Origin of the sequence: Paraburkholderia sp. XV, from assembly GCF_020177535.1 — a bacterium.
In the GTDB taxonomy this organism is placed as follows: Bacteria; Pseudomonadota; Gammaproteobacteria; order Burkholderiales; family Burkholderiaceae; genus Paraburkholderia; species Paraburkholderia caribensis.
Genome location: NZ_JAGUUD010000002.1, coordinates 69,737 through 90,867 on the forward strand (window position 1 = coordinate 69,737; position 21,131 = coordinate 90,867).

Sequence of the window (21,131 nt, forward strand, 5' to 3'; positions counted from 1 at the left end):
AGTCGAGCAATGTCGCGAAACGAAACGACCTTTCGTTTTATCGATATGACTTAAATGGATTTAACAGCAGATGCATGCAAAATGAAAGAAAACAGCTCGTGACGCAATTGACTAGATGTCGAGCGGATCGACCTCGATGCTCCAGCGCAGCACGCCTTTCAGCGTGCGTAGCATGGGCTGCCAGCTGCGCAGCGTAGTCTGCAACGCCGCCCGCGATGCGCTTTCGATCAGCAATTGCGCGCGATGCACATGCATCACCTTGACGATGGTGAGCGGCACAGCGTCGTAGACGGTCACGCGGCTCGCAGCAGGAATGTCGGCCAGCGACGCGGCCGCCTGTTGCAGGAAGGTCAGCGCGGCGTCCAGCGTGCGGCCTTCGGCGCGCAGCATCGCCTGATAGACGAAAGGCGGCAGATGCGCGTCGCGCCGCTCGGCCAGCGTCGAATTTGCGAAGCCGACGTAATCGTGGCGAGCCAGCGCGTGATACAGCGCGTGACGCGGATAGCGCGTTTGCACCAGCACTTCGCCGGGCAAACCGGCACGTCCCGCCCGGCCGCTCACCTGCATGAGTTGCGCGAAAAGGCGCTCGCTTGCGCGGAAGTCGTGGGAAAACAGCGCCGTGTCCGCGTTCAGCACGCCCACCAGCGACACCCGGCGGAAATCGTGCCCCTTCGCGATCATCTGGGTGCCGACGAGAATATCCACCTCGCCCGCATGCACGTCCGAAAACAGCGCCTGAGCGCTGCCTTTGCGCCGTGTGCTGTCGGCATCGATGCGTAGCACGCGCGCGCCCGGCACCGCGCCGGCAAGCGCTTCTTCGATGCGCTGCGTCCCCCGTCCGAGCGGCGCAATATCGACATTGCCGCATTCCGGGCACGAGCGCGGAATGCGCGACTCCCAGCCGCAGTGGTGACAGCGCAGCGCGCGCTCCGGCTTGTGCAGCACGACGTAGGCGCTGCATCGCGGGCAGCCCGCGACCCAGCCGCACGCGTCGCACGCCAGTTGCGGCGCGTAGCCGCGACGGTTGAGGAACACGAGACTCTGTTCGCTGCGCGCGAGGCGCGCCTTCAGCGCCGCTATCAGCGGCCCCGACAAGCCCTCCACCGAAGCGCGTCCGCGCCGCCGCTCCTCTTCGAGATCGACAAGATGGACGGTTGGCAGCACTGCGTCGGCCACGGCGCGGCGCGATAACGTGAGCCGCGTGTAGCGTCCTTGCTCGACCTGCCACCAGCTTTCCAGCGACGGCGTCGCCGAGCCGAGCACCACGGGCACGCCGAGTTGCTTCGCTCGCCAGATGGCGAGATCGCGCGCGGAATAGCGCAAGCCTTCCTGCTGCTTGTATGCCGGGTCGTGTTCCTCGTCGACGACGATGATGGCCAGATGCGGCAACGACGCCAGCACGGCGAGCCGCGTGCCCAGCACGATGCGCGCGCGCCCGGTGTGCGCGGCAAACCAGTTGCGGGCGCGCTCGCCCTCGGCAAGACCGCTGTGCAGCGTGACGATTTCGCTATCGTCCATCGACGCGAAGCGGGCGCGGAACGCCGCCTCGAATTGCGGCGTCAGGTTGATCTCGGGAACGAGGACGAGCGCCTGCGCCTGGGGGTTGATCGCCAGCAGTGCGGCCAGCGCGCGCAGATAAACCTCCGTCTTGCCGCTGCCCGTCACGCCATGCAACAGGAACGGCGCGAAGGCTCGCGCGTCGCGGATCGCTTCGACCGCGGCCGTCTGCTCGTCCGTGAGCGTCGGCAATGTTGCGCTGCGCGGCGTGTGATCCCGCGACAGGCTGTGCGCGGCGGGATCGACTATTTCGAGCGCGACCCACCCTTCGGCTTGCCACGCTTCGAGCGTCGCGATGGCCTTTGCGTGCAACGCACGGGCTTCCGCAGCGGGCAGCGTGTCGGCGTCCGCGAGCGCGGCCGCAAGACGGCGCAACGCAGTGGCGCGCGCCGGGAGCGCGTCGGGCAGCGCGGCGCGCCCTGCGGGCAACAGACGATAGCGCTCCTCGGGAACGAAAAGCCGCGTCCAGCGTGCCGCATCGCGCAATGCCTGGGGAAGCGCCGGCAGCGCAACTTCACCGATGCCGCGCTGGTAGTAATCGGCGGCGAACTGCGTGAGTTGCAGCCAGTGCTCAGAAAGCGGCGGGCAAGCAGCGCAGACGCTATGGACGGACTTGAGGCGGTGGGCAGGCACGTCGCTGTGAGCCGTCACTTCCATGACGAGGCCTACGACATGCCGCTTGCCGAACGGCACGCTGACGAGCATGCCCGGCGCTGGCGCCAGTGAGGCGTCACAGCGGTAGTCGAACAGCGTCGGCAGGGGATGATCGAGCGCGACGCGGACGTAGGTGCCCGTCAGATCGACGACCCGCATAGGCACCGTTCGCAGGCAAAGTTATTCACAGGCCGAGAGCCGCTGTCGACACACTTAAAGTAAAACTTCAATTTCGGCGCTAAGTTTTGATTTTGCATCGACAATTGCGCCCGACCTCGCCTGCCTGTGGATAACTTTGTTGAGAACTTGAACTGGATGCCCCGCAAGGGCCGTGGTACGGGCCTCTGTGTGGGATAACGCACATTAGTCTTAAGAACCCCGAAACCCTTGTCGCTCAAGGCCTTCAACAGAATTCCGCGTACTTTTCAAGACGGCTGCCACGATCGATCCCTCTACCGCGCCGCAACGTGACAAGTGTGCATAAGTCAAGTCTTGACAACGCTAAGAGGGCCTCGGGGCGGACTTTGGAACGCTATTTTCCCCTCAGACCGAGAGACCGCTTCGTTGCATCGCAACAAAAACGTCACAATCCAGCGGCGATACCTTCACGCCTTGGCGCCGCCACCCGCTGACCGTAGCGTGCGGCTGTGCCGATGCACTTCGTCGACCAGTTCGGCAACGTTCTCGGGCGGCGTGAACTGCGAAATACCATGCCCAAGATTGAAGACGTGGCCGGGGAAATTACCGAAGCTGTCGAGCACCGCGCGCGCTTCGATGCGGATCGTCGACGGCGGCGCGAACAGTACGGACGGATCGATGTTGCCCTGTAACGCCACCTTGCCACCGACGCGCTCGCGCGCCTTGCCCAGATTGACCGTCCAGTCGAGCCCGACAGCATCGACGCCCGTAGCCGCGATCTCTTCGAGCCACAGGCCGCCGCCCTTCGTGAAGGTGATCACGGGCACGCGGTTGCCGTCGTGCTCGCGCTTCAACTGACTCACGACCTGCTGGATGTAGTGCAGCGAGAAGCGCTGATAGATGCCGTCGGCGAGTGCACCGCCCCACGTGTCGAAAATCATCACGGCTTGCGCGCCTGCTTCGATCTGCGCGTTCAGATAGGCCGCAACAGCCTTCGCGTTGACGTCCAGGATGCGATGCATCAGGTCCGGACGGGCATACAGCATCGACTTCACAGTGCGGAAGTCGTCGGAGCCGCCGCCTTCGACCATGTAGCACGCGAGCGTCCACGGGCTACCCGAGAAACCGATCAGCGGCACGCGCTGACGGCCTTGAGCGTCGGTGAGCGCGGTGCGGATCTGGCGCACGGCATCGGTGACATAACGCAACGTGCTGTCGATATCGGGCACGGCCAGACGCGCGACGTCCTCCTCGGTGCGCACCGGACGCGCAAACTTCGGCCCCTCGCCGACCTGGAAATCGAGGCCGAGGCCCATTGCGTCCGGGATGGTCAGGATGTCGGAGAAAAGAATCGCGGCGTCGAGCGGATAGCGTTCGAGCGGTTGCAGCGTGACTTCCGTTGCGTAATCGGGATTTTTCGCGAGCCCGAGGAAACTGCCCGCCCGGCCACGCGTCGCGTTGTACTCCGGCAGATATCGCCCAGCCTGGCGCATCAGCCAGATCGGCGTGTACTCGGTCGGCTGGCGCAATAACGCGCGCAGGAAGGTGTCGTTGAGGAGGTTGTGGGCCACGGCGCTCGCGACTGAAGGCAAAGGGGCATTTTAACCGCTGAGCGCCCGACGCCGCCTCCGTAATCCTGGCAATTGATGTTTGTCCTATGCCTTCTGGTCGATGGTCACCGGTAGTTGTGCGGTCTATGATCGATTCCGTAGCACCCACATAGATAACGATAAAGGAGACTCAATGAAGAAAGCTACGTTGGCCCTGCTTGCCGCCCTATGCTGTGCCGGCGCGGTTCAGGCGCAAAGTGTCGCACCTGCGGCGGCGTCGCGGCTCGACGAGATTCTCGCGCGCGGCACGATGCGAGCGTGCACGACGGGTGACTACAAGCCTTACTCGTTCTATAAGCAGGACGGCCAGTTCGAAGGCATCGACATCGACATGGCCGAGTCGCTGGCGAAATCGCTCGGGGTCAAGGCGGAGTTCGTGAAGACGTCATGGTCGAACCTGATGACTGACTTCGTTGCGAAGTGCGATGTCGCCGTCGGCGGCGTGTCGACGACACTGGACCGGCAGAAGCGGGCGTTCTACACGGCCGCGTATCAGGTGGACGGAAAGTCGCCCATCGTGCGTTGCGAGGACGTCGACAAGTACCAGACGGTTGGGCAGATCGATCAGCCGTCCACTCGGGTGATCTTTAATCCGGGCGGCACCAATGAGCGGTTCGCGAAGCAGTTCCTCCCGCATGCAACCCAGGTTGTTTATCCGGACAACGTGACGATCTTCAAGCAGATTCTCGCGGGCAAGGCGGACGTGATGGTGACGGACGCGTCTGAGACGCTGTTGCAGCAGAAGCTCAATCCCGGGTTGTGCTCGGTGCATCCTGACAAGCCGTTCCAGTACGGAGAAAAAGCATGGCTGGTGCCGCGCGGCGATGTAGTGTTCCAGCAGTATGTCGACCAGTGGTTGCACCTCGCGCGCGCGTCGGGGGAATACCAGTCCATATCCGACAAGTGGCTGAAATGAGGTCGAGATTGTGACGGTCGAGGCAGTCGCATTTACCGATCGGTACGAGCGACTGCCTGCCAGTCAGCGTGGCGCAGTTATGTCATCGCGAGGCGGCCGACAAGTCCCGTCAGGACGGTCGGTGATTGCTGTGATGCAGCATTCTTCACGGTGCGTGGCAAACGGCGGTTTCAAACAGGTACTCACGTGATCCGTATGAGCATTCCACTTCCAAGCTTTGCATGCCCGAATGGATGGACGTAAGGGGACCAGAACCGGCTAGCGCAGCGCAGTATCCGTTTCGAACGACCGAGCGAAACGCGAGGCAACGGACTCGAAAGGTATCGGCAATATTTGCCGAACCGGCGTTCCGATACTGCAATAAATCCTGCAACGCCTTATCTGGCGGGCGTTACAACCTGAAACACTTTGTTACCGCGCGAGCCGGGTAATTCGCCCACAATGCCTTTCACGGGATCAGCACGGATGCGGCCGGGCAGTAGTGTCTTTGTACACATCTTCCTGGGCGGTCGGCGGAAAAGCGCCGAAGCTCTTCACAGGGGCATCTCTGCTGGAATCGTGATCGGCGTCGATCGCGCTGAGTAGTCGGTTCCTCCAATGGTCTCCTCGCGCTAACCCCGTAGCGTGTGGTTTTTAGCGGGCTCCAGGCCCGCTTTTTTTTTGCCCTGCCAAACGTTTGCGCGTCATCAAGCTTCTCTGCGCGAGCGGGCACTTGTCCTCAAAGCAAAAACGCCGTGTGCCCTGCACACGGCGTTTTTGCTTTTCTGCTTTGCGGTACGCCTGTGCTACGTCAGGCGGTCTTGTCTTCTTTCAAGCGAAGCTCGTCGATCATCCGTTCGCGCATCACGAATTTCTGAACCTTGCCCGTCACTGTCATCGGAAGCTCATCGACAAAGCGGATGTACTTCGGAATCTTGTAGTGCGCGATCTGGCCGCGGCAAAATTCCTGCACTTCTTCGGTCGTAAGATGCTCCCCCGTGCGCACGACGATCCACGCGCACACTTCCTCTCCGTACTTCGGATCCGGCACGCCGAACACCTGTGCGCTCTGAATCTTCGGGTGGCGGAACAGAAACTCCTCGATTTCGCGTGGGTAGATGTTCTCGCCGCCGCGAATCAACATGTCCTTCAGACGGCCGACGATATTGCAGTAGCCCTCGGCGTCGATCGTCGCCAGGTCGCCGGTGTGCATCCAGCCGTCGACAACGCTTTCCCGCGTCTTCGCTTCGTCGCCCCAATAACCGTTCATTACCGAATAGCCGCGTGTGCACAGCTCGCCCGTCTCGCCCACGGGCACGATATTGCCGAGCGCATCGACCACCTTCACTTCCAGATGCGGCTGAATCCGGCCGACCGTTGTCGTCCGTTTGTCCAGGGGATCAGTCGTCGAGCTCTGGAACGACACCGGACTGGTCTCAGTCATCCCGTAGGCGATCGTGATTTCAGCCAGGTGCATCTGCGACACGACGCGTTTCATCGTTTCAATCGGGCAAGGCGAGCCTGCCATGATGCCCGTGCGGAGACGCGTAAGATCGAAAGTCCGGAAGTCCGGATGATCCAGTTCGGCAATGAACATGGTCGGCACGCCATGCAGCGCCGTGCACTTCTCTTCGGCGACGGCTTTCAGCGTCGCACCGGGATCGAACGCCTCGCCGGGGAACACCATCGCAGCGCCCACCGAAACGCACGCCAGCACGGCGAGCACCATCCCGAAGCAGTGATACAGCGGTACCGGGATGCACAGGGAATCCTGCTCCGTGAGCCGCATCGCCATCGCGATGTAGCGTGCGTTATTCACCACGTTCCGGTGCGTCAGCGTCGCGCCTTTCGGATTGCCCGTCGTGCCGCTCGTGAACTGAATGTTAATCGGGTCGTTCGCGTCGAGCGTTGCGCCGATTGCGTCGAGTCTTGCGGGATCGAATGCGGTGCGCCCCTGTTCGATGACATCCGAGAACGTCAGCATGCCGGGTGTCTCGGTGTCGCACATCCGTATCACGATGCGCAAGTCGGGGAGCCGTGCGGCGTGCAGATCTCCGGGCGCGGCCGACGTCAGTTCGGGTGCCAGCTCCTGTAGCATCTGCAGATACATCGACGACTTGAATTTCTCGGCCGAGATGATCGCCTTGCATCCGACCTTGTTCAGCGCGTACTCAAGCTCGGCCAGGCGATAGGCGGGGTTGATGTTGACGAGCACGGCGCCGATACGCGCGGTCGCAAATTGCGTCATCAGCCACTCGACGCGGTTCGGCGACCAGATGCCGACGCGATCCCCCTTCTGGATGCCAAGCTCCAGCAATCCTGACGCCAAAACATCGACTTCTTTCTGAAACTCCTGCCAACTCCAGCGAATCTCCTGTTCCCGGAACACCACAGCCGGCCGCTCGGGGAAGCGCCGTGCCGTATCGACAAGAAACTGTCCGACCGTCGACTCGCTGAGTGGTACGTCAGTCGAACCGCGCACGTATGACAGCCCATCTTTCGGTTCGATGACTGCGCCCACTCCTGCCGCTTGCGTTGCCATGGTGTTGTCTCCAGAGATGAATCCCAGTATTGGAAATGAGTTTGCGACCGATTGTGCCCCGCGGATGATCCGTCCGGCATCAAGTCTTACCCGCAGCTTTCTAGCTGTTTCGGGCGTCGGTACGATTTTGCTGACCTTTCCGTAAACGTCAAGTAGATGGCAAAAAAAAGCAGCCACGAGGGCTGCTTTTCAATTGTGCTGCTTATTGCTGTCCGCGCAGCTTGCGCAGGCGCTGGATCGCGGCCAGCTGAGCCGTCGCATACGCGAGTTCCGCTTGCGCAGTCGCGTACTCGAGGTTCGAGCCGGTGTTCTGCAGCGCTTCTTCTGCGCGCTTGCGAGCTTGCTCGGCCTTCGCTTCGTCGAGATCCTTGCCGCGGATCGCCGTGTCGGCCAGAACCGTCACCGCGCCCGGCTGAACTTCGAGAATGCCGCCAGCGACGAACACGAATTCCTCTTCGCCGTTTTCAGATTCGATGCGCACGGCACCCGGACGAATCCGTGTGATGAGCGGCGTGTGACCCGGCAGAATGCCGAGCTCGCCCGCTTCGCCCGGCAGCGCAACGAACTTCGCCTCGCCCGAGAAGATCTGCTCTTCCGCGCTGACGACGTCTACCTTGATGGTTGCCATTTATGTCGACTCCGAGTTGAGCGTAATTGCGTGGACGCTGAATCACCGATGCAGCGTCCGCCTGTTTACACCCAGCCTTTACTGGATCTTCTTGGCCTTTTCGAAGGCTTCGTCGATCGTGCCGACCATGTAGAACGCCTGCTCCGGCAGGTGATCGCACTCGCCGTCGACGATCATCTTGAAGCCACGGATCGTTTCCTTCAGCGGCACGTATTTGCCCGGCGAGCCCGTGAACACTTCAGCAACGTGGAACGGCTGCGACAGGAAACGCTGGATCTTACGAGCGCGCGCGACCGACAGCTTGTCTTCCGGCGACAGTTCGTCCATGCCCAGAATCGCGATAATGTCGCGCAGTTCCTTGTAGCGCTGCAGCGTCTGCTGAACGCGGCGCGTGATCGAGTAGTGCTCTTCGCCGATCACGTGCGGGTCGATCTGACGCGAGGTCGAATCGAGCGGGTCCACTGCCGGGTAGATACCCAGCGAAGCGATGTCACGCGACAGAACGACGGTTGCGTCCAGGTGGCCGAAGGTCGTAGCCGGCGACGGGTCGGTCAAGTCGTCCGCAGGGACGTACACGGCCTGAACCGACGTGATCGAGCCCGTCTTCGTCGACGTAATACGCTCTTGCAGCTTGCCCATTTCTTCAGCCAGCGTAGGCTGATAGCCCACTGCGGAAGGCATACGGCCCAGCAGTGCCGACACTTCGGTACCGGCCAGCGTGAAACGGTAGATGTTGTCGACGAAGAACAGCACGTCGAGGCCTTCGTCACGGAAGTGCTCGGCCATCGTCAGGCCCGTCAGCGCGACGCGCAGACGGTTGCCCGGCGGCTCGTTCATCTGGCCGTACACCAGCGCGACCTTGTCCAGAACGTTCGAGTCCTTCATTTCGTGATAGAAGTCGTTCCCTTCGCGGGTACGCTCGCCAACACCGGCAAACACGGAGTAACCACCGTGTTCCTTAGCGATGTTGTTGATCAGTTCCATCATGTTGACGGTCTTGCCCACGCCAGCACCGCCGAACAGGCCAACCTTACCGCCCTTTGCGAACGGGCAGATCAGGTCGATAACCTTGATACCCGTTTCGAGCAGTTCCGTCGACGGCGACAGTTCGTCGAACGCCGGTGCCTTCTGGTGGATCGAGCGGGTCGTTTCGCTCGAGATCGGGCCGGCTTCGTCGATCGGACGGCCCAGCACGTCCATGATGCGGCCAAGAGTCGGCTTGCCAACGGGCACGCTGATCGGCTTCGCGGTGTTCTTCACCACGACGCCACGGCGCAGACCGTCCGACGAACCCAGACAGATGGTACGGACAATGCCGTCGCCCAGCTGCTGCTGGACTTCGAGCGTCAGTTCCGAACCTTCGAGAATGAGCGCGTCGTAAACCTTCGGCATGCTCTCACGCGGGAATTCCACGTCGATCACCGCGCCGATGCACTGTACGATCTTGCCTTCTACCAAAGCAGTAGTACTCATCGCTTTTCCTTTAGATACTCAATTCTTCACTCGCGCAACGGCGCAGTTTCGGTGGACTCGCCAGAAGGCGCTTCCGCGTGTCGACGTTAGCGTCAGACTGCCGCGGCGCCACCGACGATTTCCGACAGTTCCTTCGTGATCGCTGCCTGACGGCTCTTGTTGTACACGAGCTGCAGTTCGTTGATGACCGTCTTCGCATTGTCCGAAGCGGCCTTCATTGCGACCATCCGTGCCGACTGTTCCGATGCCATGTTTTCCGCGACGGCCTGATAGACCAACGCTTCGACATAACGCACCAGCAATTCGTCGACGACGGTTTGCGCGTCCGGCTCGTAGATGTAGTCCCACGACGTTTTCGGCGTCGGACCATCCTTGTCGCCCTTGCTCTCGAACTGTTCCGCCGACAGCGGCAGCAGTTGCTCGATCACCGGCTCCTGCTTCATCGTATTGACGAAGCGGGTGTACGCGATGTACACGGCGGAAACCTTGCCTTCCGAGTACATGTCGAGCTGAACCTTCACTGCGCCGATCAGCTTCTCGAGGTGCGGTGTGTCGCCCAGTTGCACGACGTTCGACACGATCTTCGCGCGCAGACGGTTCAGGAAACCCAGACCCTTGCCGCCGATTGCCGTCGCTTCGACCGTCTTGCCCTGGCCTTCCAGCTCCTTGAACTTCTGGAGCGAAGCGCGCAGCACGTTCGTGTTCATACCGCCGCACAGACCCTTGTCAGTCGTGACAAGGATGAAGCCCGTCGACTTCGCCCCTTCGTTCGTGACCATGAACGGGTGACGGTACTCCGGCGTAGCACTGCTCATGTGCGCAGCGATATCGCGGACCTTGTCGGCGTACGGGCGAGCAGCGCGCATGCGCTCCTGAGCGCGGCGCATCTTCGATGCGGCCACCATCTCCATCGCTTTCGTGATCTTGCGCGTGTTTTGCACGCTCTTGATCTTGCCGCGAATTTCCTTCATTCCAGCCATTGCTTGCTCCTTGATCGAAGCAGCACGGACACGCTTTCACGCGCCCACGCTGCTTCAAGGTCCGTTTATGCCTTGCGGATCACTCGCGGATCAATAAGCGCCCGACTTCTTGAAGTCCTTGAGTGCGGCATGCAGCGCGCCCTCGTCGTCCTTCGAGAGGTCTTTGTTGTCTTCGATGCGCTTGATCAGGTCAGCGTGCTTCGACTTCAGGAAATCGCGCAGGCCCTTTTCGAAAGGCAGCACTTGCGACACTTCCAGATCGTCGAGGTAGCCGTTGTTCGCTGCGAACAGCGACACCGACAGCTCCCACACTTGCAGCGGCTGGTACTGCGGCTGCTTCAGCAGTTCCGTCACGCGGCGGCCGCGCTCCAGCTGCTTGCGGGTTGCCTCGTCGAGGTCCGATGCGAACTGCGCGAACGCTGCCAGTTCACGGTACTGTGCGAGGTCGGTACGGATACCGCCCGACAGCTTCTTCACGACCTTCGTCTGTGCCGCGCCACCAACGCGCGACACCGACACGCCGGCGTTAATTGCCGGGCGGATACCTGCGTTGAAAAGGTCGGTTTCCAGGAAGATCTGGCCGTCGGTAATCGAGATCACGTTCGTCGGAACGAATGCGGTCACGTCGCCTGCCTGCGTTTCGATGACGGGCAGTGCCGTCAGCGAGCCGCTCTTGCCCTTCACTTCGCCGTTCGTGAACTTCTCGACATACTCTTCCGAGACGCGAGCCGCACGTTCCAGCAAACGCGAGTGCAGATAGAACACGTCGCCCGGGTAAGCTTCACGGCCCGGCGGACGGCGCAGCAGCAGCGAGATCTGACGGTATGCCCAAGCTTGCTTGGTCAAGTCGTCATAAACGATCAGTGCGTCCTGGCCGCGGTCGCGGAAGTATTCGCCCATCGTGCAGCCGGCGTACGGTGCGAGGTACTGCATCGCCGCCGATTCCGAAGCCGAAGCTGCGACGACGATCGTGTATTCCATCGCGCCCGTTTCTTCGAGCTTGCGAACCACGTTCACGATCGACGAAGCCTTCTGGCCGATCGCGACGTAGATACAGATCAGGTCTTTGCCCTTCTGGTTGATGATCGTGTCGACTGCGACGGCCGTCTTGCCGCACTGGCGGTCGCCAATGATCAGCTCGCGCTGGCCACGGCCGATCGGCACCATCGAGTCGATCGACTTCAGACCGGTTTGCACCGGCTGCGACACCGACTTACGCCAGATCACGCCCGGCGCGATCTTTTCGATTGCGTCGGTTTTCTTCGCGTTGATCGGGCCCTTGCCGTCGATCGGGTTGCCCAGTGCGTCGACCACGCGGCCGATCAGTTCCGGGCCCACCGGCACTTCGAGAATGCGGCCCGTCGTCTTGACGACGTCGCCTTCCGAGATGCTTTCGTATTCGCCCAGAATCACCGCGCCGACCGAGTCACGCTCGAGGTTGAGCGCGAGGCCGTACACGTTGCCCGGGAATTCGAGCATTTCGCCCTGCATCACTTCCGACAGGCCGTGGATACGCACGATACCGTCGGTCACGGAGATCACGGTGCCCTGGTTGCGAACGTCTGCGCTCGCTTCAAGGCCCTGGATCCGGCTCTTGATCAGCTCGCTGATCTCAGAGGGATTGAGTTGCATTATTCGCTCCTGATAGTCAATTCTGTTGCGTGCCAGCCGTCACAACCACGTGAGGGCTTCAGGCCGTCAGAGCCGTCTGCATGCTGGCGAGCCGCGCGCGGACCGAGGTATCGAGCACTTCGTCGCCAACCGTCACGCGAACGCCGCCGATCAGCGACGAGTCCACCTGGACCGTCGGCTTCAGCTTGCGCTTGAATTTGCGTTCGAGGCTTGCGACGAGGTCGTTCAGCTGCGCACCTTCGAGGGGGAATGCGCTGACGATCAGCGCATCGGCCGCACCTTCGCGGGCGTTCTTCAACTCTTCGAACTGCGTGGCGATTTCCGGCAAAAGCGGCAGACGATGATTGTCGACCAGCATCTGAACCAGATTCTTCGCCTGCGGGTTGTCCTTGAGCGGCGATTTCACCGCGGCCAGCAGCAGTTCGCTGATCTGGGCACGGCTGACTTTCGGGCTCGAGGCAATCGACAGCACTTCGGGCAGACGCGCAACCTGTGCCAGCTCCTGCACGAGCGTGGACCAGGCGGCGGTGTCACCAGCTTCGGCCACGCCAAACAGCGCTTCTGCGTACGGACGGGCGATGGTTGCAAGTTCGGCCATGATCAGAGCTCGGCTTTGAGTTGATTCAGCAGGTCAGCGTGAGCTGCCTGGTCGACTTCGCGCTTCAGGATCTGCTCGGCGCCCTTCACGGCGAGCGCAGCGACTTCGCCACGCAGCGTTTCACGGGCCTTCACGACCTGCTGTTCCGCGTCGGCTTTCGCCTGAGCGATGATGCGCGCCGCTTCGGCTTGCGCCTGTGCCTTGATTTCGTCAGCGACCGCGACTGCACGCTTTTCGGCGTCAGCAATACGTTGCTGGCCGTCGTTGCGTGCCTGAGCGAGTTCCTGGTCGACGCGCTTGTGCGCGGCTTCGAGTTCCAACTTGCCCTTTTCAGCGGCCGAGAGACCGTCGGCGATCTTTTTCGAGCGCTCGTCGAGGGCGTTGATCAGCGGCGGCCACACGAACTTCATCGTGAACCACGCGAGGATCAGGAACACGACCATTTGCGCAAACAGGGTTGCGTTGAGATTCACGGTGTTTCCTTAAACGTTGCTTGGTCGGAGGAGGAAACGGCAAGGCGCTCATCGATTCATTGCTCGATCAGCGCCTTAGTGCCCGTTCCGCTTCGCGCCTTATCAGTTATAGATCAGGCGCACACTTCCGAGGAACCTCAGCCTGCCAGCTTCGACAGCAGCGGGTTCGCGAACGCAAACAGCATTGCCACACCAACGCCAATCAGGAACGCCGCATCGATCAGACCAGCCAGCAGGAACATCTTGGTTTGCAGCGGGTTCATCAGTTCCGGCTGGCGAGCGCATGCTTCGATGTACTTGCCGCCCATCAGACCGATACCGATACAGGCGCCGATAGCACCCAGGCCGATGATGATGCCGATACCGATGGCGGTCAGACCCTGGATGTTGGCGATGAAAGCTTGCATGATCACTCCTTTGTGAAAAGTCTTTTTGGAACTGGGATTTAAAAAACTACGATTCTTTCTTTACGACGCCACGTTAGTGGGAGTCGTGTGCCTGGCCGATGTACACCAGCGTCAGCATCATGAAAATGAACGCCTGCAGCAGAACGATCAGGATGTGGAAGATCGCCCACACGCTGCCCGCGATCACGTGGCCGATGAAGCCAAGCACCGTCGTGTCCGCGCCGAAGCTCCAGATGCTGCCGAGCAGGGCAATCAGCAGGAACAACAGCTCGCCCGCGTACATGTTGCCGAACAGCCGCATGCCGAGGGAAACCGTCTTCGCGACGAACTCGATGATGTTCAGTGCAAGGTTCGGGATCCACAGCAGCGGATGCGCGCCGAACGGAGCGGACAGCAACTCGTGCACGAAGCCGCCGGCGCCCTTGATCTTGAAGTTGTAGTAAATCATCAGCACGAACACGCCGAGCGCGATGCCGAGCGTGCCGTTCAGGTCGGCAGTCGGAACGATGCGGTGGTGCGGGATGACTTCCGACAGACCCAGCGCGCCGATCACGCGGCCCGGCAGGTCGACGGGAAGAAAGTCGAGCGAGTTCATCAGCGCGACCCAGACGAACACGGTCAGCGCGAGCGGTGCGATGAACGTGCGATTGCCGTGGATCATCGACTTCGATTGGTCTTCGACCATCTCGACCAGCATTTCGACTGCGCACTGGAAGCGGCCCGGCACGCCGGAGGTCGCCTTACGCGCAGCGAGACGCAAGATGAAAATGGTGACGAGACCGCACACGATCGACCAGAAAAGCGTATCGAGATTCCAGACGTGGATGTCGAAAATCGACGTCTGATGAGCGGTGGAAAAATTCTGCAAGTGGTGCGCAATGTACTCGGACGGATCCAGAGCGCGCGTTCCTTCGCTAGCTGCCATATCGTTAATGCCACCCAAATTGTCGAAAATCTTTCCGGGCCGCTCCCGCCGCAATGCTTTATTGCGGGAACACGCCAGCGCGGGTCTTTGTCGAACCCGCGCGCCTCGTTGCTGACGCAGCGTTGTTCACGCCTCGCACCAGCCTAATGTCTCGTTTGCTTCATCGCCAGGCGAGCGCAATCCAGTACGTCTTGAGAGCGATGAGATAGGTCACGAGCAGCGGAATCCACCGTACGTCGTGATACCAGAAGGCGATGGCAATAAACATCGCGATCGTTGTCCCCATCTTGAGCGCTTCACCGATCATCCAGCTCATGGCTGTCTGGGCGCCGCTCAACTTCTTAAGACGTGCCGCGAACAATGCGCTCGGCACCCAGCAAATCGCTCCTCCCAGGAAGGCGGACAGCGCAGCAGCGCCCGGCGGCTCGTAGAACAGCCACCACAACAGCGTCGCACCCAGGGACAAAACCATTTGCGCAATCACGACCTTGAACGGTGTAACGCGCGATGGACGACTCACGTTCGGGCCGAACAGTTTTTCGGCCTCGGCCCGCGTGAGCGGAACGATATTGTTATCTTGCTGCTCGGCATCCCACGCCTCGTCATGCACGGCGCGCTGACCGTCAGTCGCTTGCGGGCCGCTGCGCTCGTGACGGTTTTCGTCGTGCCGTTGTTGCGGCGTTTGGTTCGACGCTTTGACCGCCATCGCAGTGTTCCGCAGAGTCCTGTTCAGTCCGCGAGCTTTCGCACCGCTTACGGGATTGCCTAGCAAATAAATCCGGGCGATTGTAAGCGATAGTTGCAGGCAATTCAAGACTTTAGCCCGACCAATAACCCGCATGAAACGGTGCTTCACGATACGGGAAAGCTCCGATTTTCATGCTGTCGGACTGCAAATGTAAGGACGTCGCGGGAAACCGGGAAATGCGGGCCGGACTATGCTAGAGCGGCACGTTTGAACGCGTGTTTTTGCCACACGCACGAGTGTCAAAAACGCAACAGAAGCCAGCCGCCGATTGCACCGCTCACGACCCAGAACGGGATCGAAAAGAGGTGAAATTGCGCCCACATTCCACGCTGTCCTGAAAGCCTCACTGCAATCAGATTCGCCAGCGAACCGATCGCGAATCCGAAGCCGCCGACGCTGACGCCGAACGCAAGCGCTCGCCAATCCCTGGAAAACTCGGCCAGCATGATCGCTGCGGGCACATTGCTGATGAACTGGGAGAGCACGGCGCCCGCCGCGTAGGCGCGCAGTGGCGTTGCGAGATGCAACTGCCCGACAGCGTTGTGTACCCACGGCAGCGCTGCAACGCTTCTCAATACGATGAACATGAATACGAAGATCAGCAGCAAGAGCCAGTCGATCTTCAGAACGATTCGCGGCCGCCAGAAGATAAATCCGGCGCCGACGCCAATCAGTCCGATGCCCGCCCGATGAGAATCGGCGAGAAGCACGAATGCTGCAAACAAGATGACGGCAATGCCAAGCAACGGACGATCGACGGGATGCGGTTCTGTGTCGTTCGACAGATCCAGCGCGGTCCGCTTGAACGATACCGCGGCCAACGCGTACAGCATCGCCATCAGCGCGAAGCACAAAGGCGCGAGCGCCAGCACGAATCCGCCGAATGAGACGCCGCTCGTTTGCCAGAGAAACAGGTTTTGCGGATTGCCCAAGGGCGTGAGGATCGAGCCAGCGTTGACCGCTATCGCGATGAAAATGACCAGCCGCTTGAGCGGCAGCGGCGTCAACTCGTTCAGCGACAGTGCCAGCGGCACAACGACGAATAACGCGACATCGTTGGTGAGCAACGTCGACAGGGCAGCCGCGAGCGTGATCAACAGATACGCCAACGCTCGCTGCGACCGGATGTGATGGACGACGCGATGCGCGAGCCATATCAGGAATCCTGAATATTCGACGGCTTTCGTCAAGATCAGCAGGCCGGCAAGCGTCATCACCGTCTGCCAGTCGACCAGCGCGGGCAACGATCCCCACGGATGCGGATGAAAAACCTGCAATGCGATCAACGCAACGACGAGCACGGTGAGGACCGGCTCCTTCGTTGCATAGTGGATGATCGTACGCAGCAGGTTGCGATGCGATCTTAACGCTTGTTCGGCAACGGGCATCGGAGACGGTTCTTATGCAGCAGCTGCGTTGCCGCGCAAGCGGGCGAGAATGCCTTCCAGCGCGTCGAGGTCGCCGAAATCGACCAGCACCTGCCCTCGCCCACGGCGTCCGAGCTTGATCTTCACCGTGGCGGCAAGCAGATCCGACAGCTCCTCTTCGAGCCGTCGCGTATCGCGGCCGCCGTCGTTGTTCGCTTTCGCCTTCACAGCGGGTACAGCTTTGGTCGTCGCCGTGACCAGCTTTTCGGTTTCGCGCACCGACATGCGCTTGTTGACGACCTGGTTCGCGAGCGTAATCTGCGTGGCTCCGTCCACGGCCAGCAGTGCGCGCGCGTGGCCCATGTCGAGGTCGCCGGCGAGCAGCATCGTTTGCACAGGAGACGCGAGATTCAGCAGACGCAGCAGATTTGACACCGCGCTGCGCGAGCGCCCCACCGACTCGGCCGCCTGTTCATGCGTGAAGCTGAACTCATCGAGTAGCCTCTGGATACCCTGCGCTTCTTCAAGAGGATTCAGATCTTCCCGCTGGATATTCTCGATAAGCGCCATCGCGGCGGCGGCCTGATCGGGCACGTCGCGCACGAGGACAGGTACTTCATCGAGACCAGCGAGCCGCGCAGCGCGAAAACGCCGCTCGCCGGCGATGATTTCAAACTTCTCGGGAGAAACGGGCCGCACCAGAATCGGCTGCATCAGACCCTGAGCGCGAATGCTGGCCGCCAGTTCCTGCAGCGCACCCTCGTCCATCCGCGTGCGCGGTTGATACTTGCCCGCCTGCATCTTGTCGAGCGGCAACGTGTGAGGTGCGCCGTTGATCTTCACCGCTTCCGTGATATCCGCGCTTCCGCCGAGCAGTGCCTCCAGCCCCCTGCCCAGCCCCTTCTTCCGTGCTACTGCGTTCATCGTGGTTCCTCGATCCGCTTTGGATGATTGACGCTGCGTCATAGCATGCGCACCCGCTCGATCATTTCCGCGCCGAACTGCACATACGCCTGCGCGCCGCGCGATGCGCGGTCGAACACGACACCCGGCAGACCGTAACTCGGCGCCTCGGCGAGTCGCACGTTCCGCGGAATGACGACGTCGAACACCTTGTCTCCAAAGTGCTCTTTCAATTGCTCAGACACCTGCTGTTGCAGCGTGATGCGTGGGTCGAACATGACGCGCAACAAGCCGATCACTTTCAGATCTCGATTCAGGTTCGCATGCACCTGCTTGATGGTATTGATGAGGTCCGACAGGCCCTCGAGCGCGAAGTATTCGCACTGCATCGGAATAACGACGCCATGCGCGGCGCAGAGTCCGTTCAGCGTCAACAGCGACAGCGCGGGAGGACAGTCGATCAGCACGAAGTCGTAGTCCGGCACGACCTGCGCAATCGCCTCCTTGAGCTGGCGCTCGCGATTCTCCATGCCCACGAGTTCGACTTCCGCCCCGGCCAGTTCGCGATTCGCCGGCAATACATCATACGAAACGGCTTCCGACTTCACTCGCGCATCGGCTACCGAGACGCCGTCGACCAGCACTTCATAAACCGTGTTTTCGCACGCGGCTTTGTCGACGCCGCTGCCCATGGTGGCGTTGCCTTGCGGATCGAGATCGATGAGCAGGACGCGTTGTCCCTGCGATGCGAGGCTCGCGGCGAGATTGACCGCGGTCGTCGTTTTGCCGACTCCACCCTTCTGGTTCGCAACGCAGAAGATTTTTGCCATCTGTTAGGTGTCCCTTTGCAGCCTGTTTAACGAAATTTCGATTTGAAATTCAGCCTACCGTGACCTCGATCAGATGCCGCTCGGCATCCAACGCAGGCACTCTGAGACGAATCACTTGCTTCACGTGGGCGCCTTCAGGCAGCCGCTCGATTTCCCCATCCGGTCGAACGCCCTTCATTGCCCAGATTGCGCCATCGTCCGCGACGAGGTGACGGGCCAGTGTAACGAAATCCGCAAGCTCTGCGAATGCACGCGAGACGATCGCATCAAACTTTCCTGGAACCTCGATTCCTGGCCGCAGATTTTCGACGCGCCCCGTCACAACCGACAGATTTCCCAAGCCCAGTTCCGCCTTAGCTTGCGACTGGAACGCGGACTTTTTCTGAACGATGTCGTTGACGGTGATGGACCACTCGGGAAACACGATTGCCAGGACGATACCTGGCAGCCCGCCGCCCGAGCCGACGTCCAACAGCGTTGCAGGACCGAGGGTGGCCAGGTGCGGAACGATCGAAAGAGAATCCAGGATGTGCTGTATCAGCATTTGCCTCGGATCGCGGATCGCCGTCAGGTTGTAGACGGCGTTCCATTTGGCCAGCAACGCAACGTAGTCGAGGAGTTTGCCCTTTTGTTCCGCTGTCAGGTCGATGTCGAGTTCGCGCAGACCTTCTTCAAGCAGAGCGGCGAGCGTCTCGCGCCCCGCTGTCGTATCGATACGCGCCGTCATTGAGCCACCGGCGAGTTGTCGGTGCCTGCGCTGGCCGGTTTCTGCGCACGCCGACCAAGGCCGCGCTTCAGGTGAACCATCAGCAGTGAGATTGCAGCCGGGGTGATGCCCGAGATGCGCGACGCCTGGCCGATCGTTTCCGGGCGGAACTGCGTCAGCTTCTGACGTGCCTCGAACGACAACCCACGGACCTCCGAATAATCGAGATTTTCTGGCAACCTCGTGTTCTCGTGCGCCTCGTTTCGTTCGATCTCACCTGCTTGCCGCTCGATATAGCCCTGATATTTGACGCCGATCTCGATTTGCTCCTTGATCTGCGCGAGCAGCACTTCGTCATGGGCCAACGCTTCAGCCGGACCGCAGGCGCCTTCGCGCAGAGCGCAGACGCCGTCGTACGAAACTCCGGGGCGCCGCAACAGATCGGCCAGACTGTACTCATGGTCAATAGGCTTGCCGAGCAATGCCGTCGCTTCCTCAGACGAAAGCGTCTTCGGATTGACCCACGTGGTGCGCAGCCGCTCTGTTTCACGTGAAACAGCGTCGCGCTTTCGGCTGAAAGCATCCCAACGCTCGTCGTCAACTACGCCGAGTTCGCGGCCGATCTCGGTCAGACGCATGTCAGCGTTGTCTTCGCGCAGGCTCAAGCGATATTCCGCGCGGCTGGTGAACATCCGGTAAGGCTCAGAGACGCCACGCGTGACCAGATCGTCCACCAGCACGCCCAGATAAGCCTGATCCCGGCGCGGACACCACGCTTCCTTATCCTGGACGTATAAACCGGCATTGATCCCGGCCAGCAGGCCTTGGGCCGCCGCCTCTTCGTAGCCGGTAGTGCCGTTGATCTGACCGGCAAAGAACAGGCCGCTGATCACCTTCGTTTCCAGGGATGCCTTCAGTCCACGCGGATCGAAGTAGTCATACTCGATCGCATAGCCGGGTCGTAGGATATGCGCGTGCTCCAGACCGACCATCGAGCGGACCAGCTCGAGCTGAACGTCAAACGGCAGACTGGTGGAGATTCCGTTCGGATAAAACTCGTTCGTGGTCAAGCCTTCCGGCTCCAGAAAGATCTGATGCGACTCTTTCGAAGCGAAACGGTGAATCTTGTCCTCAATCGACGGGCAATAACGCGGTCCAACCCCTTCGATTACGCCCGTGTACATCGGCGAACGGTCAAGACCGCTGCGGATGATGTCGTGAGTTTGGGAATTGGTATGCGTCACCCAGCAAGGCACCTGACGCGGATGCTGCTCGACGCGTCCGAGGAACGAGAACACGGGGATCGGATCGAGGTCGCCCGGCTGCTCTTCCAGCTTCGAGAAATCGATCGTACGGCCGTCGATACGCGGCGGTGTGCCCGTCTTCAGCCGGCCTTGCGGCAGCTTCAACTCCTTGAGGCGCGCCGACAGCGACACCGCAGCTGGGTCCCCTGCCCGCCCGCCCGTGTAGTTATTGAGGCCGACGTGGATCTTCCCATCGAGGAAGGTGCCCGCCGTCAACACCACCGCACGTGAGCGAAAACGAACCCCGACCTGCGTCACGGCGCCGACAACGCGGTCACCTTCGACCATCAAATCGTCGACGGACTGCTGAAAAAGCCAAAGATTAGGCTGATTTTCGAGACGATGGCGGATCGCCGCCTTGTACAGAATGCGGTCAGCCTGCGCGCGCGTGGCCCGAACGGCGGGCCCCTTCGACGAGTTGAGAATGCGGAATTGAATCCCGCCTTCGTCAGTAGCAGCCGCCATTGCGCCGCCGAGCGCGTCGACTTCCTTGACCAGATGGCCTTTGCCGATGCCGCCGATCGACGGATTGCAGCTCATCTGACCGAGGGTTTCGATGTTGTGCGTCAGCAAAAGCGTCTTGTTGCCCATGCGCGCGGACGCCAAAGCGGCTTCCGTGCCGGCATGACCGCCGCCAACGACGATTACGTCAAACTCTGTGGGATAAAGCATCGCGGATCTCACGCGGGATCCAGCGTGAGCCTAAAAGAAAGTATGGGCGAAATTATAGCGGGTTCGCTTTTGGCCCGAATTCCATCCAG

At 60.9% G+C, this 21,131-nt stretch carries 18 protein-coding genes; 1 reads left to right on the forward strand and 17 read right to left on the reverse strand.

From position 1 onward, the window contains the following. Window positions 1–111: 111 nt before the first annotated feature. Both KFO72_RS01540 and hemE read right to left on the reverse strand, forming a co-directional pair. Window positions 112–2,370, reverse strand: coding sequence for a primosomal protein N' (locus KFO72_RS01540; RefSeq protein ID WP_225031245.1), 2,259 nt, complete (start codon window positions 2,368–2,370; stop codon window positions 112–114). 446 nt (window positions 2,371–2,816) lie between these two features. Then, window positions 2,817–3,920, reverse strand: coding sequence for a uroporphyrinogen decarboxylase (gene hemE / locus KFO72_RS01545; protein ID WP_054929311.1), 1,104 nt, complete (start codon window positions 3,918–3,920; stop codon window positions 2,817–2,819). A 172-nt stretch (window positions 3,921–4,092) separates the two neighbouring features. On the opposite strand from hemE, the gene KFO72_RS01550 reads away from it, so the two are divergent. Beyond that, the gene (locus KFO72_RS01550) at window positions 4,093–4,875 is read left to right on the forward strand and encodes a transporter substrate-binding domain-containing protein (RefSeq protein ID WP_060599496.1); all 783 of its coding nucleotides are present in this window, start codon (window positions 4,093–4,095) and stop codon (window positions 4,873–4,875) included. 790 nt (window positions 4,876–5,665) lie between these two features. Here KFO72_RS01550 and KFO72_RS01555 read toward each other — a convergent pair. The 15 genes from KFO72_RS01555 to mnmG form a co-directional block, all read right to left on the reverse strand. After that, window positions 5,666–7,396: an AMP-binding protein gene (locus KFO72_RS01555; protein ID WP_225031246.1), complete on the reverse strand. Its 1,731-nt coding sequence runs from the start codon at window positions 7,394–7,396 to the stop codon at window positions 5,666–5,668. A 202-nt stretch (window positions 7,397–7,598) separates the two neighbouring features. Then, the gene (locus tag KFO72_RS01560) at window positions 7,599–8,024 is read right to left on the reverse strand and encodes a F0F1 ATP synthase subunit epsilon (RefSeq protein WP_028364002.1); all 426 of its coding nucleotides are present in this window, start codon (window positions 8,022–8,024) and stop codon (window positions 7,599–7,601) included. A gap of 78 nt (window positions 8,025–8,102) precedes the next feature. Continuing rightward, window positions 8,103–9,497, reverse strand: coding sequence for a F0F1 ATP synthase subunit beta (gene atpD, locus KFO72_RS01565; protein ID WP_035987422.1), 1,395 nt, complete (start codon window positions 9,495–9,497; stop codon window positions 8,103–8,105). 92 nt (window positions 9,498–9,589) lie between these two features. Then, window positions 9,590–10,477, reverse strand: a complete 888-nt coding sequence (gene atpG, locus KFO72_RS01570) for a F0F1 ATP synthase subunit gamma (RefSeq protein ID WP_054929314.1) — start codon at window positions 10,475–10,477, stop codon at window positions 9,590–9,592. A 90-nt stretch (window positions 10,478–10,567) separates the two neighbouring features. Continuing rightward, window positions 10,568–12,109 carry a F0F1 ATP synthase subunit alpha gene (gene atpA / locus KFO72_RS01575; RefSeq protein WP_054929315.1) on the reverse strand — a complete coding sequence of 514 codons (1,542 nt, stop codon included), beginning with the start codon at window positions 12,107–12,109 and terminating at the stop codon, window positions 10,568–10,570. A 58-nt stretch (window positions 12,110–12,167) separates the two neighbouring features. Then, window positions 12,168–12,707: a F0F1 ATP synthase subunit delta gene (locus KFO72_RS01580; protein ID WP_054929316.1), complete on the reverse strand. Its 540-nt coding sequence runs from the start codon at window positions 12,705–12,707 to the stop codon at window positions 12,168–12,170. A 2-nt stretch (window positions 12,708–12,709) separates the two neighbouring features. Beyond that, window positions 12,710–13,180, reverse strand: a complete 471-nt coding sequence (locus KFO72_RS01585) for a F0F1 ATP synthase subunit B (protein ID WP_054929317.1) — start codon at window positions 13,178–13,180, stop codon at window positions 12,710–12,712. A 137-nt stretch (window positions 13,181–13,317) separates the two neighbouring features. Further along, window positions 13,318–13,587 carry a F0F1 ATP synthase subunit C gene (gene atpE / locus KFO72_RS01590; protein ID WP_007180033.1) on the reverse strand — a complete coding sequence of 90 codons (270 nt, stop codon included), beginning with the start codon at window positions 13,585–13,587 and terminating at the stop codon, window positions 13,318–13,320. 73 nt (window positions 13,588–13,660) lie between these two features. Further along, the gene (gene atpB / locus KFO72_RS01595) at window positions 13,661–14,512 is read right to left on the reverse strand and encodes a F0F1 ATP synthase subunit A (protein ID WP_054929318.1); all 852 of its coding nucleotides are present in this window, start codon (window positions 14,510–14,512) and stop codon (window positions 13,661–13,663) included. A 160-nt stretch (window positions 14,513–14,672) separates the two neighbouring features. Next, window positions 14,673–15,218 carry an ATP synthase subunit I gene (locus KFO72_RS01600; protein WP_054929319.1) on the reverse strand — a complete coding sequence of 182 codons (546 nt, stop codon included), beginning with the start codon at window positions 15,216–15,218 and terminating at the stop codon, window positions 14,673–14,675. A 281-nt stretch (window positions 15,219–15,499) separates the two neighbouring features. After that, window positions 15,500–16,648, reverse strand: a complete 1,149-nt coding sequence (locus KFO72_RS01605) for a sodium:proton antiporter (protein WP_054929320.1) — start codon at window positions 16,646–16,648, stop codon at window positions 15,500–15,502. Window positions 16,649–16,660: 12 nt separating this feature from the next. Then, window positions 16,661–17,551 carry a ParB/RepB/Spo0J family partition protein gene (locus KFO72_RS01610; RefSeq protein ID WP_054929321.1) on the reverse strand — a complete coding sequence of 297 codons (891 nt, stop codon included), beginning with the start codon at window positions 17,549–17,551 and terminating at the stop codon, window positions 16,661–16,663. Between the two features lie 38 nt (window positions 17,552–17,589). Then, a complete protein-coding gene (locus KFO72_RS01615; RefSeq protein ID WP_035987394.1) occupies window positions 17,590–18,360 on the reverse strand; it encodes a ParA family protein in 771 nt (256 codons plus the stop codon). 49 nt (window positions 18,361–18,409) lie between these two features. Next, window positions 18,410–19,087 carry a 16S rRNA (guanine(527)-N(7))-methyltransferase RsmG gene (gene rsmG / locus KFO72_RS01620; RefSeq protein ID WP_225031247.1) on the reverse strand — a complete coding sequence of 226 codons (678 nt, stop codon included), beginning with the start codon at window positions 19,085–19,087 and terminating at the stop codon, window positions 18,410–18,412. After that, a complete protein-coding gene (mnmG, locus tag KFO72_RS01625) occupies window positions 19,084–21,042 on the reverse strand; it encodes a tRNA uridine-5-carboxymethylaminomethyl(34) synthesis enzyme MnmG (RefSeq protein WP_054929323.1) in 1,959 nt (652 codons plus the stop codon). Before mnmG ends, rsmG begins: the two co-directional genes overlap by 4 nt. Between the last annotated feature and the right edge of the window lie 89 nt (window positions 21,043–21,131).

Coding starts and splice junctions, on each gene's coding strand:
- KFO72_RS01600 (WP_054929319.1), bottom strand. CDS start 15,218: ATGGCGGTCAAAGCGTCGAACCAAACGCCGCAACAACGGCACGACGAA.
- atpG (WP_054929314.1), bottom strand. CDS start 10,477: ATGGCTGGAATGAAGGAAATTCGCGGCAAGATCAAGAGCGTGCAAAAC.
- atpB (WP_054929318.1), bottom strand. CDS start 14,512: ATGGCAGCTAGCGAAGGAACGCGCGCTCTGGATCCGTCCGAGTACATT.
- atpA (WP_054929315.1), bottom strand. CDS start 12,109: ATGCAACTCAATCCCTCTGAGATCAGCGAGCTGATCAAGAGCCGGATC.
- mnmG (WP_054929323.1), bottom strand. CDS start 21,042: ATGCTTTATCCCACAGAGTTTGACGTAATCGTCGTTGGCGGCGGTCAT.
- rsmG (WP_225031247.1), bottom strand. CDS start 19,087: ATGACGGCGCGTATCGATACGACAGCGGGGCGCGAGACGCTCGCCGCT.
- KFO72_RS01615 (WP_035987394.1), bottom strand. CDS start 18,360: ATGGCAAAAATCTTCTGCGTTGCGAACCAGAAGGGTGGAGTCGGCAAA.
- KFO72_RS01610 (WP_054929321.1), bottom strand. CDS start 17,551: ATGAACGCAGTAGCACGGAAGAAGGGGCTGGGCAGGGGGCTGGAGGCA.
- atpE (WP_007180033.1), bottom strand. CDS start 13,587: ATGCAAGCTTTCATCGCCAACATCCAGGGTCTGACCGCCATCGGTATC.
- KFO72_RS01580 (WP_054929316.1), bottom strand. CDS start 12,707: ATGGCCGAACTTGCAACCATCGCCCGTCCGTACGCAGAAGCGCTGTTT.
- KFO72_RS01550 (WP_060599496.1), top strand. CDS start 4,093: ATGAAGAAAGCTACGTTGGCCCTGCTTGCCGCCCTATGCTGTGCCGGC.
- atpD (WP_035987422.1), bottom strand. CDS start 9,497: ATGAGTACTACTGCTTTGGTAGAAGGCAAGATCGTACAGTGCATCGGC.
- KFO72_RS01560 (WP_028364002.1), bottom strand. CDS start 8,024: ATGGCAACCATCAAGGTAGACGTCGTCAGCGCGGAAGAGCAGATCTTC.
- KFO72_RS01540 (WP_225031245.1), bottom strand. CDS start 2,370: ATGCGGGTCGTCGATCTGACGGGCACCTACGTCCGCGTCGCGCTCGAT.
- KFO72_RS01555 (WP_225031246.1), bottom strand. CDS start 7,396: ATGGCAACGCAAGCGGCAGGAGTGGGCGCAGTCATCGAACCGAAAGAT.
- KFO72_RS01605 (WP_054929320.1), bottom strand. CDS start 16,648: ATGCCCGTTGCCGAACAAGCGTTAAGATCGCATCGCAACCTGCTGCGT.